10 protein-coding genes are annotated in these 13,199 nt (G+C 73.0%); 5 read left to right on the forward strand and 5 right to left on the reverse strand.

Annotation, left to right across the window (positions count from 1 at the left end; genetic code table 11):
- Positions 1 to 6 precede the first annotated feature (6 nt).
- From PLJ28_RS08335 to PLJ28_RS08350, 4 genes are all read left to right on the forward strand, one after another.
- Positions 7 to 1,155: a LolA family protein gene (locus PLJ28_RS08335; RefSeq protein WP_324590024.1), complete on the forward strand. Its 1,149-nt coding sequence runs from the start codon at positions 7 to 9 to the stop codon at positions 1,153 to 1,155.
- Entirely contained in the window at positions 1,152 to 2,105 is a 954-nt protein-coding gene (locus tag PLJ28_RS08340; protein WP_324590025.1) for an ABC transporter ATP-binding protein, read from the forward strand. The genes PLJ28_RS08335 and PLJ28_RS08340 overlap by 4 nt, the downstream gene beginning before the upstream one ends.
- A 22-nt stretch (positions 2,106 to 2,127) precedes the next feature.
- On the forward strand, positions 2,128 to 2,928 hold the full coding sequence (locus PLJ28_RS08345; RefSeq protein WP_298045583.1) for an ABC transporter permease: 801 nt from the start codon (positions 2,128 to 2,130) through the stop codon (positions 2,926 to 2,928).
- A 102-nt stretch (positions 2,929 to 3,030) separates the two neighbouring features.
- The gene (locus PLJ28_RS08350) at positions 3,031 to 4,164 is read left to right on the forward strand and encodes a YflT domain-containing protein (RefSeq protein ID WP_324590026.1); all 1,134 of its coding nucleotides are present in this window, start codon (positions 3,031 to 3,033) and stop codon (positions 4,162 to 4,164) included.
- A 27-nt stretch (positions 4,165 to 4,191) separates the two neighbouring features.
- Here PLJ28_RS08350 and PLJ28_RS08355 read toward each other — a convergent pair whose 3' ends face one another.
- The gene (locus PLJ28_RS08355; RefSeq protein ID WP_298045575.1) at positions 4,192 to 5,751 is read right to left on the reverse strand and encodes an aminopeptidase P family protein; all 1,560 of its coding nucleotides are present in this window, start codon (positions 5,749 to 5,751) and stop codon (positions 4,192 to 4,194) included.
- Between the two features lie 46 nt (positions 5,752 to 5,797).
- Here PLJ28_RS08355 and PLJ28_RS08360 point away from each other — a divergent pair, with 46 nt between their 5' ends.
- A complete protein-coding gene (locus tag PLJ28_RS08360; RefSeq protein ID WP_298045578.1) occupies positions 5,798 to 6,646 on the forward strand; it encodes a PHP domain-containing protein in 849 nt (282 codons plus the stop codon).
- A 56-nt stretch (positions 6,647 to 6,702) separates the two neighbouring features.
- Here the strand turns inward: PLJ28_RS08360 and PLJ28_RS08365 are convergent, their stop codons facing one another.
- The 4 genes from PLJ28_RS08365 to PLJ28_RS08380 all read right to left on the reverse strand — a co-directional run bounded on the left by PLJ28_RS08365 (position 6,703) and on the right by PLJ28_RS08380 (position 13,195).
- Positions 6,703 to 8,388: an ATP-binding cassette domain-containing protein gene (locus tag PLJ28_RS08365; RefSeq protein ID WP_324590027.1), complete on the reverse strand. Its 1,686-nt coding sequence runs from the start codon at positions 8,386 to 8,388 to the stop codon at positions 6,703 to 6,705.
- 300 nt (positions 8,389 to 8,688) lie between these two features.
- Entirely contained in the window at positions 8,689 to 9,558 is an 870-nt protein-coding gene (locus PLJ28_RS08370; protein ID WP_298044620.1) for a DNA-methyltransferase, read from the reverse strand.
- A 27-nt stretch (positions 9,559 to 9,585) separates the two neighbouring features.
- Entirely contained in the window at positions 9,586 to 11,352 is a 1,767-nt protein-coding gene (locus tag PLJ28_RS08375) for a DEAD/DEAH box helicase (protein ID WP_298044622.1), read from the reverse strand.
- Positions 11,353 to 11,644: 292 nt separating this feature from the next.
- Positions 11,645 to 13,195 carry an RNB domain-containing ribonuclease gene (locus PLJ28_RS08380; protein WP_324590028.1) on the reverse strand — a complete coding sequence of 517 codons (1,551 nt, stop codon included), beginning with the start codon at positions 13,193 to 13,195 and terminating at the stop codon, positions 11,645 to 11,647.
- Positions 13,196 to 13,199: the final 4 nt, after the last annotated feature.

A 13,199-nucleotide genomic window follows, 5' to 3' on the forward strand; every position in this document is an offset into this window, starting at 1 on the left:
GTGGCTATGAACCGTGGCCCATGGAAGAAGTGGACTCCCGCCGTGGCGGTGAGCGCGACGATCGCGGCGCTCGCGGCGGGTGGCTCCATCGCGGCCAGCGCGCGGACGGACCTGCCGGACAGGACACCCCGGGACGTGCTCGAGATGGTCGCCGCGCACGAGGTCGAGGGGTTCTCCGGCCGCCTGACGGCCAGCGTCGAGCTGGGCCTGCCGCAGCTGCCCGTGGAGGCCGTCCGGGACGCCGAGGCCCAGGACACCGGCGCCGTGGACGCACGACTGGCCGAACTGCTCGCGCTGGTGCCGGGCACGCACGAGGCCCGGGTCTTCGCCGACGGACACGACCGGTCGCGCCTGCAGCTCCTGGACGGGGCCGAGGAGAAGAACCTCATCCGCAACGACGAGGAGCTCTGGTTCTACGACTCCGTCGAGGACCGGGCCGTCCACGCCACCGTGCCCCGGGACGGCGCGGGGCACGGTGAGGCCTCGGACCCATGGCGGCGTGACGGGGCCCTGCCCACCCCGGAGCGGATCGCCGAGCGCGTGCTGGACCGGGCCGAGGTGCACAGCACGGTCACGGTCGAGGAGGGCACCGCTGACTCCGGCCGGGACGCCTACACCCTGCGCCTGGACCCGCGCACCGATCAGACCCTCGTGGACAGTGTCCTGGTCGACGTCGATGCCCAGACCGGCATGCCGGTCGGCATCGAGGTGCGTGCGGTGGGCCAGGACGAGCCGGCCGTCAGCGTCGCCTTCACGGAGTTCACCCCGGGTGCGCCCGACGCCGGCCTGTTCGACTTCGAGCCGCCCGCCGGGGCCACGGTGGAGGAGCAGACCCTTCCGGACTGCGGGCAGCGGTCCGATGCCGCCGGCGCCCGGGAAGACGTGAACCGGGAACCGGTCTCCGGTGACCGGGCACGGGGTGAGGTCATCGGCGAGGGCTGGGAGGCCGTCGTGGTGATGCCCGCCGGGACCGGCCCCGGGGAACTGGCCGGTTCGGCGCTGCTGGACGAACTGGCCGTGGAGGTCGAGGGCGGACGGGTGCTGAGCACGCCGTTGCTGAACGTCCTGCTGGCGGACGACGGGCGGGTGCTCGCGGGACCGGTGCCGCAGCACCGGCTGCTGGAGGTCGCCGCCGCCGGAACCGGCGAGGAGTGAACGGCGCATTCCCGGACGCGGACCCGGTCATCCGCACGCGCCGGTTGAGCAAGCGGTTCGGGAGGCGTCAGGCCGTCCGCGAGGTGGACCTGACCGTCCCGCGCGGCGCGGTGTTCGGGTTCCTGGGGCCCAACGGCTCCGGCAAGACCACGACGATCCGGATGCTGCTGGGCCTGGCCGCGCCGACCTCCGGCACCATCAGCCTGCTCGGCGAGCCGATGCCGCAGGCAGCCCTGCGGGTCCTGCCGCGCGTCGGGGCGCTCGTGGAGGGCCCGGCGTTCTACCCCTACCTCTCCGGGCGGGCCAACCTGGTCCGCCTTGACGCCGCGGACCGCACCTCCGATGGCCGCACGCGGGTGCGGCGGGTGGAGGAGGCGCTCGAGCGCGTGGGGCTCTCGCGCGCCGCCCGACTGGCCGTGCACGCCTACTCCCTGGGCATGAAGCAGCGACTCGGCATCGCCGGCGCCCTGGCCGCCGAGCGCGAACTGCTGGTGCTGGACGAGCCCACCAACGGACTGGACCCGCAGGGGACACGCGAGGTGCGGCACCTGGTGGCCTCACTGGCCGGGGCCGGGCTGACGGTGTTCGTCTCCAGCCACCTGCTCAGCGAGGTGGAGCAGGTGTGCACGCACGCGGCGGTCATGAGCAACGGGAGGCTCGTGGCACAGGGGACGCTGGACGAACTGCGCGGGACCGCGGCGGGGCGGGTGGTGGTGCACACCCGGGACACCGAGGCCGCCGGACGGGTGCTCGCCCGCCTGGGGCTGTCTCCGCTGCCCGACGGGACCGGCACCGTGCGCGCCACCACGGGCCCGCACGCGCCGCCTCCCGAGGACATCGTCTCCGCCCTGGTCACCTCCGGGGTGGGCGTGCGCGGGTTCAGCGTGGAGGGAACGAGCCTGGAGGAGCGGTTCGTGCAGCTGACGGGAGAGGGGTTCGACATTGCCTGAGCGCACCGCGCGGGCCGGTGGGATGCTCGCCTCGGAGCTGCACCTGTTGTTCCGGCGCCGGCGTACCTGGGCCCTGTTCGCCGCGCTGGCCGCGGTGCCGGTGCTCATCGGGCTGGCCGTGCGGGTCTCCACCGGCCCGCCGCGGGGCCGCGGGCCGGCGTTCCTGGACCAGGTCGCCGGCAACGGGCTCTTCCTGGCCGTGGTCGGACTGCTCGTCAGCGTGCCGCTGTTCCTGCCGCTGACCGTCGCGGTGGTCGCCGGGGACTCGATCGCCGGCGAGGCCTCCCAGGGCACCCTGCGCTACCTCCTGACGGCCCCCGTGTCGCGGGCCGGCCTGCTGCTCGTCAAGTACGCGGTCATCGTGGTGTTCTGCGCCGCTGCGGTGCTGGTGCTCGCGGGGGCCGGGGTGCTGGTCGGCCTGGTCCTGTTCGGGGTGCAGCCGGCCGTGCTGCTCTCCGGGGACACCCTCGGCCTCGGGGCGTCGTACGCGCGGATCGCCCTCATCGCCGCCTATGTGGCCGTGTCCCTGCTGGGGCTGGGGGCGATCGGGCTGTTCCTCTCGACGCTCTCGGACGTACCGGTGGGCGTGATGGCGGCCATCGCCGTGCTCGCGGTGGCGGCCCAGATCGCCGGTTCCCTGCCGCAGCTGGACTGGCTGCACCCCTGGCTGTTCACCGAGCACTGGACCGGTTTCGTGGACCTGCTGCGCCAACCGGTGCTCTGGGACTCCTTCGTCGACAACGCGGTGCTGCAGGCCGGTTACGTGCTGGTGTTCGGCGCGCTGGCCTACGGCAGGTTCGCCACGAAGGACGTGCTGAGCTGACCGGGGGCCGGGGGCGGGGGCCGGCACCGTGTTGCTTACGCCGGTGGCTGAGAACCGGCGCCCCGTGGTGACCGTCCAGGTCGTCAGCGGCAGAATGGACCCATGTCGATGCTCTTCGGTCCCGCGTCCTCCGACCCGGCAGCCAGCGGCCTGCCCCGTGGCGAGGTGCTGGGCACCTACGACTCCTACGCGGACGCCCGGAAGGTCGTGGACCGGCTGGCCGAGCAGGACTTCGACGTCCGGACCGTCTCGATCGTCGGCGTCGACCTGCGCACGGTCGAACGGATCCGCCACCGGCAGACCTATGCCTCCGTGGCCCTGCGCTCGGCCCTGCAGGGAGCGTTCTTCGGACTGATGCTCGGCATCCTGATGAGCCTGATCGACCCCGCCGGCACGGGTCCGCAGATGCTTTACACCGTGGGCCTCGGCGTCGGGATCTGGGTGCTGTTCGGGGTCATCGGCCACGCGATCCGCAAGGGCAAGGGCTTCGACTCCGTCCAGCAGCTCGTGCCCGCCCGCTTCGACGTGGTCTGCGAGTTCGCCTCGGCGGCCACGGCCCGCCAGATCCTCGGGGGCGCCCCGGCGCCGTCACCGGCGCCCACCGCCGCACCGGCGCCCGCGCAGCAGCCGCCGGGCCCCGCTCCGTCCGGCCCGACGGCGCCGGTCGGCCCGGCGACCCCGCCCACCGGGACGGGCGGCACCGGCCGGGAACCGGCCTCCGCACCGCCGGCCCCGACCGCGGACTCCGCGCCGGCTCCGGCCCCGGCCTCCGCGGCGACGCCCGCCTCCGCTCCGGCCCGCACCCATCACTTCCCCGACCTGCCCGACGGTCGGCCCCAGTACGGCGTCCGGCTGCCGGAGGAGCAGGCCCAGGCGCTGCGGGAGCAGATGCTGAAGGACCACTCCGGCGCCGGCCGGTCCGGCAACACCCCCGGGGCCTTCGCCGCCCCCGACTACGGCCGGCGCGGCAGCGGCCGGCGGAGGGACCCGGACCGCCCGCTCGACGGCGGCCCCGCCCCCGATGCCGGGTCCGGCACCGCGTCCGAGCCGCCCTCCGTCCCTGCAGCGGGGGAGGGCACCGCGGCGGGCACCGGGCCGGCGTCGGGCACCACGGAGGGACGCTTCGCCCGGCCGCGCTACGGCCGCCACGCCGAGCGCCCTGCCGGCGAGACCGGCGCGGAACCCGGCGCCGGACCGGACACCGTGCCTCCGGCGCGCGACGACGACCCGGCCTGACACCGGCCGGGCCGTCACGGGCGGGGCTCAGCGCTGGAGGTCGGCCATCCAGGCCTCGATCGCCTCGGGGGTGCGCGGCAGGGCGGCGGAGAGGTTCTCGGCGCCCTCGTCGGTGACACGGATGTCGTCCTCGATGCGGATGCCGATGCCGCGGTACTCCTCGGGCACGGCCAGGTCCTCGGCCTTGAAGTACAGGCCCGGCTCGATGGTGAAGACCATCCCCGGCTGCAGCTCGCCGTCGAGGTAGAGCTCCCGCTTGGCCTGGGCACAGTCGTGGACGTCGAGGCCGAGGTGGTGGCTGGTGCCGTGCGGCATCCACCGACGGTGCTGCTGGCCCTGCGGGGACAGCGCCTCCTCCACGGTGACCGGAAGCAGGCCCCACTCGTGCAGGCGCTCGGCGAGCACCCGCATGGCGGTCTCGTGGATCTGGCGGAACCGGATGCCCGGCCTGACGACCTCGAAGGCGGCGTCGGCGGCGTCCAGCACCGCCTGGTAGACCGTCCGCTGCACGTCCGTGAACGTCCCGTTGACCGGCAGCGTGCGGGTGATGTCCGCCGTGTAGAGGGAGTCGGCCTCCACGCCGGCGTCCACGAGGATCAGGTCCCCGTCCCGCACCGCGCCGTTGTTGCGGATCCAGTGCAGCACGGTGGCGTTGTTCCCGGAGGCCGCGATCGTGTCGTACCCCAGGTCGTTGCCCTCCAGCCGGGCCCGGGAGAAGAACGCGCCCTCGACGATGCGCTCACCGCGCTCGTGGCCGGCCGCCGCGGGAAGCACCTTCACGATGTCCTCGAACCCGGAGATGGTGGCCGCGACCGAGCCGCGCAGTTCCTCGATCTCCCAGCCGTCCTTGACCAGGCGCAGCTCGGAGAGGAACTCGGCCAGCTCGGCGTCGAGCCCGTCCGAGACCTCCAGGTCCACGCCGGTGTTGATCCGCGAGGTGTCGACCAGGGCCTCGACGTCCAGGTCCGAGCCGCGCAGCAGGCGGATCCGGATCCCGCCGATCTCCACCGCACCGGCGTTCTTGGTGACCGCGACCTCCAGCCCGGACAGGTCGGAGGTGCGGATGCCGGTGCGGGACTGCATCTGGCCGAGGGTGGGGCGGGCGCCGATCCAGAACTCGCCGGTGCGGGCGTTGGAGTAGAACTCCTCGGAGTCACGGCCGGCCAGCGGCCGGAAGTACAGGGTGGCCTCGTGGTCCGAACCGTGGTCGCCGGTCCCCGGGTCCACCGGTTCCAGCACGAGCACGGCGTCCGGCTCGTGGTCCACCCCGAGCCCGGTCAGGTGGGCGAACGCGGAGTGGGCACGGAACCGGTAGTCGGTGTCGTTGGAGCGGACCTTCAGCGGACCGGCCGGGACGACGATGCGCTCGCCCCGGTACTTCTCCGACAGGGCCGCCCGGCGCTTGGCCGCGAACGGCGCAGAGGTGTCCGGCATGACCAGGGGGGTCTCGGCCGGGGCCCAGTTCGAGCCCATGAACTCCTTGAAGGCCTCGGAGGTCGGCTTCTGGGACCGGTTGTTCACGCGGTCCTCGATGGGCTGGGTGTCGTGGGCCGGGGTCTCCGGGGTCTGGGACTGTGCATCACTCATGGCGTCCATCATCGCACTGCGCCCGGCGTTGGCTAGGCTGGTGGTCATGCCGTTCGACCTGCACACGCACTCCAACATCTCGGATGGCACCGAACCGCCCGCCACCGTGGTGCGCGCCGCGGCCAGGGCCGGGCTGAGCGGCCTGGCGCTGACCGACCACGACTCCACGGCCGGCTGGGCCGAGGCCGCGGACCAGGCGGTGGCGTCAGGGATCGTGCTCATCCCGGGCATGGAGGTCTCCTGCGTCTCGGACACCGGCATCAGTGTGCACCTGCTGTCCTACCTGCACGACCCCCACGATCCGGACCTGTCCGCGGAGATCGAGCGGTCCCGCAGTTCCCGCCTCACCCGGGCCCAGCGGATGGTGGGCCGGCTGGCCGAGGACTTCCCGATCACGTGGGACCACGTGCTGCGCCACTCCACGCCGGACGCCACGATCGGTCGGCCGCACATCGCCGACGCGCTCGTCTCCCTCGGCGTGGTGGAGGACCGCTCGGCGGCGTTCACGTCGATCCTGACGCCGCGCTCCAAGTACTACGTGGGCCACTACGCCCCGGACCCGGTGGACGCGGTCCGGCTGGTCCTGGCGGCCGGGGGAGTGCCCGTGTTCGCCCATCCCATGGCCTCCATGCGGGGGCGCGTGGTCGGTACGGAGCTGTTCCGCGAGATGATCGACGCCGGGCTGGCCGGGGTGGAGGCCGACCACCGGGACAACCCGGACGACGCCCGCCGCTGGCTGCGCGTGCTGGCCCGCCAGCATGGGATGTTCGTCACCGGTTCCTCCGACTACCACGGGGCCGGCAAGCCCAACCGGATCGGGGAGCACACCACCGACGCGGCCGTGGTGCAGCAGATCATCGAGCGCGGCACGGGCACCGAGGTCATCTACCCCTGACCCCCGCGGCGGGCGGCGGAGGACACGGGGGGCTCACGGGCGGAGCCGCGCCTGTCTCAGCGCCAGGGGTTCCGGGTCACGGACACGTGCACCGTCCAGGCCGCCAGGCCGAGGAAGGCCAGGGCCTGGACCCCGAGCAGGCCCAGGTCCATGAGCCACTGTCCGGCCGTGGGCTCGAACAGCGGGTCGATTCCGGGCGCGGGGGGTTGCTGGAGGCCCACCGTCGCGGCCGTCGCCGCATAGCCGAAGCGAGCGGGCAGCAACCAGGACACCTGCTCGAGGCCATCGCGTCCCGCCAGCGGGAACAGCCCGCCGCACAGAATCAGCTGGGACATCACCATGGCGACGAGCGCGGGCATGGTCTGTTCCGTGGACGTCACGGCTCCCGAGACGGCCAGTGCGGCGACGGCCATGGCCACACCGACCGCCGCTATCGCCACGGCGACCTCCACGCGTCCGTCGCCCAGCAGCAGGGCGTCGTCCGGTCCCGGCAGGCCGAGGAGGGCGAGCACGGTGAACACCAGGCATTGGCAGGCCACCAATACGCCGAGCACCACGGCCTTGCTGAGCAGGTATGCCGCCGGAGAGAGTCCGACGGCGCGCTCTCGTCGGTAGATCGGCCGCTCCCCGACGAGCTCGCGGATGGACAGCGCCGTTCCCATCAGGGCGGCGCCCACGACGAGGACCACCAGGCGTTGCTGGACCTGGTTGACGTCACCCTGTGCCTCGCTCAGGGACAGCCCGGCCCTGCCGGGGAAGGCCTGTGCCATCAGCGCGAGCAGCATGGGCATGCCGATCAGGAGCATGACGAAGAGCCGGTCCGCGGCGACCACCGAGATGTTCCGCCGGATGAGTGTCCACAGCTGGCGAGCCGGCGCCGCCCGCTGGGGCGGCGGGACAACCGCCGCCGGGACCGGCACCTGGACGGACGTGGTCCTGCCCGCGTAGGCGTCACGGGCGGATGCCCGTGCGTTGCGGTCCACCCAGGTCTCGTCCTCCAGGGCCGCGAACGCCGACGGGTAGTCGTCCACGCCGAAGAAGGGCAGCACCTCTGCCGGCGGTCCGAAGAACGCGACGCGCCCGCCCCGGGCCAGGACGAGCACGCGATCACACTCGTCCAGGGCCAGGACGCTGTGGGTGACCACCAGCACCACTCGGTCGCAGTCGGCCAGCGACCGCAGGCTCTCCATGACCTGCCTGTCCAGGCCGGGATCCAGTCCGGACGTGGGCTCGTCCAGGAACAGCAGTCGCGGTGCCGTGAGCAGCTCCAGGGCGATCGAGGTGCGTTTGCGCTGGCCCCCCGAGAGGGAATCGATCCTCTGGTCTGCCTGACCCGTCAGGTCGACCTCGGCGAGGACCTCATCGACCCGTTGGTCCCGCTCTGCCGAGCGCATGCCGGGAGGCAGGCGCAGCCGGGCGGCGAACTGGAGCGCCCTGCGGACGGTGAGCTGGCGGTGGAGGATATCCTCCTGCGGCACCAGTCCCACCAGGAACCGGAGCTGGGCGTACTCGGTGTAGAGGTCCCGCCCGTTCCAGGTGACCTGTCCGCGCGTCGCCGGCTGCAGCCCGGTGAGGGCGCCCAGCAGCGTCGACTTTCCCGCACCGGACGGGCCGATGACGCCCACGAGGGTGCCGGAGGGGACGGTGATCGAGACATCGTCCAGCAGCTGTACGCCGGACTTCGTGGTGACCTTCAGGTTCCGGGCGCTGAAGACGGGAGGTCCAGACGGCGGTGTGACCACATCCTCTTCATTCCACATCACCATGGTCGAACCAACTCCGATTGAGGCACCCTTGCTCGGCAGGCCCTCGCCGTGGACACGTCCGGCCTTGAGGGAGGTGCCGCTGAAGCTACCAGCGCTGCACAGGACGGCGCCATGGCCGCCCGCCGCGAGGGTCGCGGGACGGCGCAAAGCAAGTGGAAGACGAGTGGAGGACCATCAGATCGTCGCGCATCACGGCGGACGAGTGCGGTCCCCGCGCCGGACACGGGCCGGACACGAGGCGGGCCCTCCGGCCGGGGGCGGAGGGCCCCGGCCGTCTCACGGCCCGGTGCGGAACTCCAGGTGGGCGCTGACCGGCGCCAGCCGTCGGCGCATCACCTCGATCGCCTCGGGGTTCTGGTCCACCAGCACGAATCGGCGCCCGAGTTCCGCCGCCGCGGCCCCCAGCGTCCCGGAGCCGGCGAAGAAGTCCAGCACCCAGTCATCGCGCCGGGACGAGGCGGCGACCATCCGGCGCAGCAGGCCCAGGGGCTTCTGCGTCGGATAACCGGTCTTCTCCCTGCCGGTGGGGGAGACGATGGTGTGCCACCACACGTCGGTGGGCAGCTTGCCCCGCGCGGCCTTCTCCGCGGTGACCAGGCCCGGTGCCATGTACGGTTCCCGGTCCACCTCGGCGGAGTCGAACCAGTACCCGTCGGGGTCCTTGACGTAGACCAGGATCGTGTCGTGCTTGGACGGCCAGCGGCGCTTGGAGCGGCCGCCGTAGTCGTAGGCCCAGATGATCTCGTTCAGGAAGCACTCCCGGCCGAAGATCGCGTCCAGCATGACCTTGGCGTAGTGCACCTCGCGGTAGTCCAGGTGCAGGTACAGCGTCCCGTCCTCGGCCAGCAGCCGCCAGGCCTCGCGCAACCGCGGCTCGAGGAACTCCCAGTAGTCGGCGAAGGCGTCGTCATAGGAGGCCAGCGCCCCCTTGATGGTCCGGTACCCGCGGCCACCGAAGCCGATCCGGTCCGCCTCCTCCTCGGGGGCGCGCACGGTGGTCAGCTGCTGCCGTCGCTGGGTCCGTCCGGTGTTGAACGGCGGGTCGAGGTACACCACGGTGAAGGCCCCGCCCGGCAGCGACGGCAGGAACTCCAGGTTCTCCGCCGCCACCACGAGGTCGGGGCCCTCGGGGTCGAAATGCGTCACGTCAGGGCGTCATCCGCGACCGGTGCCTCAGCGGTCCTCGGGCTGCGCACCGGACTGGCCGGCCTCGCCCCCGGCGACCACGTTGCCGTTGCGCCGGCGCGTGCGGGTCCGGCTGCGGCCGCGGCTGCGGGCCGCGCGCTGCTCACCGCCCTCGGCACCGGCCCCTGCCGCCGCGCCGTCACGACGCCGGCCCTCGGCCTCCGTGCCCTGCTCGTCCTCGCGCGGCGCACGCTCGGTGCGCTCACCCCGTCCGGCGCGCTCACCCCGTCCGGCGCGCTCGCCGCGTCCGCCCCGCTCGGCGTCGCGGCCACCGGAGCGTCCACGCCCCCGGCCGCCGTCGGCCCCGTCCCGTCCGCCGCGTCCACGGCCGCCCTCACGGCCGCCACGGGGTGCGCCCGGGCCGCCGAGGTCCTCGAGCTGCTCCGCGTCCAGTCCTGCCTTGGTGCGCTGCGACCGGGGCAGCCGGCCCTTGGTGCCCTTCGGGATGCCGAGGTCCGCGAAGAGGTGCTTCGAGGAGGAGTAGGTCTCCGGCGGTTCCGGGACGTCGAGCCCCAGGGCCTTGTTGATCAGGGTCCACCGGGGCATGTCCTCCCAGTCCACCAGGGTCACGGCGGTGCCCTTGTTGCCGGCGCGGCCGGTGCGGCCGACCCGGTGCAGGTAGGTCTTCTCGTCCTCGGGGCACTGGAAGTTGATCACGTGGGTGACGTCGTCCACGTCGATGCCGCGGGCGGCGACGTCCGTGGCGACGAGCACGTCGATCTTGTCCCCGCGGAAGGCGCGCAGGGCCTGCTCGCGGGCGCCCTGGCCGAGGTCGCCGTGGATGGACCCGGCGGCGAAGCCACGCTTCTCCAGTTCGTCGGAGAGCCTGGCCGCCGTGCGCTTGGTGCGGGTGAAGATGATGGTCTTGCCGCGGCCCTCCGCCTGGAGGGACCGGGCCACCAGCTCGTCCTTGTCCATGTGGTGGGCGCGGTAGACCAGCTGGCGGATGTCCTTCTTGGTGATGCCCTCGTCCTCGGGGTCCGCGGCGCGGATATGGGTCGGCTGGGTCATGTACCGGCGGGCCATGGCGACCACGGGGCCGGGCATGGTCGCGGAGAACAGCATGGTCTGGCGGACCTCGGGCACCGCGGACAGCAGGGTCTCGACGTCCGGCAGGAAGCCCAGGTCCAGCATCTCGTCGGCCTCGTCGAGGACGACGATCTTCACCAGCTTCAGGTTCAGGTGCCGCTGGCGCATCAGGTCGATCAGGCGGCCGGGGGTGCCGACGACGACCTCCACGCCGCGCTGCAGCTCCTCGATCTGCGGCTCGTAGGCCCGGCCGCCGTAGATGGTGGCGATGCGCACGGACCGCTTCGAGGCGGCGGCGGTGATGTCCGCGGCCACCTGGTTGGCGAGCTCGCGGGTGGGGGCGACCACGAGGGCCTGCGGGGCACCGGGGGCAGCCAGCCTGTCGAAGCCCTCCTCGTCCGGGCCGATGACACGCTGCAGCAGCGGCAGGCCGAAACCGAGGGTCTTGCCGGTACCGGTCTTGGCCTGGCCGATGATGTCGTGCCCGCCCAGGGCGACCGGCAGGGTCATGGCCTGGATGGGGAAGGGATGGGTGATGCCCTTCTCGGCGAGGGCCTCGACCATGTCGGCGCGCACGTTGAAGTCGGCGAAGGACTTCTCGGGCTGCGGCGCGTTGGGCTCGGTGATGTCGATGGAGTCCTCGACGTCGATGGTCTCCAGGGAGGCCGTGGCCAGGTCCTCGGTGTCGATGTCGTTGTCGGCGGCGATCTTGTGTTCAGGGGTCATGGGGGAGTTCGGTCCCGTCGTTCAGGCACGTCGGCCCGGTGCGATGGCACTGTCTGCGAGTGCACTCCGGCGGCTCGCCCACACGTGGGGGCGGCGCGGATCGGCCGGACGCCGTGCGTCCTTGTGGTGGAGCCGATCGCTGGGAGTTGCCGGGACGTCCTCCGCGAGGGGGAGTCCCGGGACCCGGGCTGGGCCACACCGCTGACGGGGCGGGGCCGCGTGCCGGATCCGGTAAGTCAGATCACGAGGGTGAACACAGATGAACAGTGCGACCGGTCATCCTTGGTGGGGATCAGTCTACCGGTCCGGGCGCGTCCTGGTGTGCGCCGTCCCCGGCCGGGGCCTGGCCGGCCACCCGGAACAACACCGTCCGGGTGGCCATGTCCGCGCGCACCAGGACCACCCGGATGCGGCTGCCGGCCTCGGCGAAGCCCTCGTAGCGGGCCAGCACGGGCGGGTGCTCCACCTGGACCTCGCCCCACGGCAGCCGTCCCTGCGCACGGGCCCTCTCCTCCTGCTCGGGGCCCGGTCCGGAGACCACCACGGCGGTGAACTCCTGCCCCTCAAGGCCATGCAGCGAGGCCGCCTCCACCAGTTCCAGGGCGGCGTTGGAGGTCCGGGAGGCCAGCAGGTTGGACTCCCTCATGGCCTCGGGCAGGGCCGGCAGGATGGCGCGGATCGCCTCCGGGACCCGCTCGCCGTGCCGCAGGGCCAGGCAGGTCACCAGGACGAAGCGGTCCACGAGGCGGCGCAGCGGGGCCGTGGCGTGGGCGTAGGGCGCCGCGATGGCGGACTGCACGGCGATCTCGGGAGCGTCACCGTCGAAGGCGGTGTATCCGGCGCCGCGGAACAGGGAGGTGGCGGCGTGCATGATGGCCAGTTGCTGCGGGTCCCTGATGTCCAGCCCGCGCAGGTACTCGCCGTAGGACTGCCGATCGGACCACGGGTGGCCCAGGGCGCGGGTGCGTGCCCGGAACCGGTCGATGGAATCCGCGTCCGCCGGCGGCATGGTGCGCAGGAGGCCGATCCCGCCCTCCAGCATGATCCGCGCGGCGGCCATCCCGGTGAGCAGGGACACCTGAGCGTTCCAGTCCTCGACCTCCAGCGGGGGAGCGGTCAGCACCTCGTAACCGTGATCGGTGACCGTGATCTCCTGCTCGGGAAGTCTCAGGCTGGCCCCGCCCCGCGCCGCCTCCTGACGGGTACGCAGGATCCCGACCTGCTTCAGCAGGGCCAGGGACGTGGCGGTCTCGTCGTCGGCGCTGCCCGGGCCGGCATCGATCCTGGCCTGGGCCCGCTCATAGGTGAGCTGCTCGCGGCTGCGCACGGTGGCCCGTTCCAGGGCGGTGTCCACCACGGCGCCGTCGGCGTCCAGGGCGAAGGTCCACAGGTACGCCCCGCGGTCCACTCGCGGCAGCAGCGAACCGGCGTCCTCGCTGATCACCTCCGGGTGGAGGGGCACGCGTCCGTCCGGGAGGTAGATCGTCTGGCCGCGCCGCAGGGTCTCGGCGTCCAGGGCACCACCCGGGGCGATGAACGCCGGGACGTCCGCGATGGCGTAGTGCACGGTGAACCCGTCCGGATGTCCCTCGGCCCCGCGCTCGATGTACAGGGCCTGGTCGAGATCGGTGGACCCGGGCGGATCGATGGTCACCAGCGGCAGGTCCGTCCGGTCGTTCCCCGGCAGCGACCGCACGACGGCGGCGGCGGCCCGCTCGGCCTCGTCCAGCACCTCGGGCGAGAACGCGGTGGGCAGGTCGAACTCCTCGCGCAGGGCGGCCAGGCTGCGCGCCAGTTCGGTCTGCGCGGCGGAGCGGGCGAGGTCCAGATGGTAGTAGGCCACGGAT

The sequence above is a fragment of the Citricoccus sp. genome, from assembly GCF_035445025.1.
GTDB lineage: Bacteria > Actinomycetota > Actinomycetes > Actinomycetales > Micrococcaceae > Citricoccus.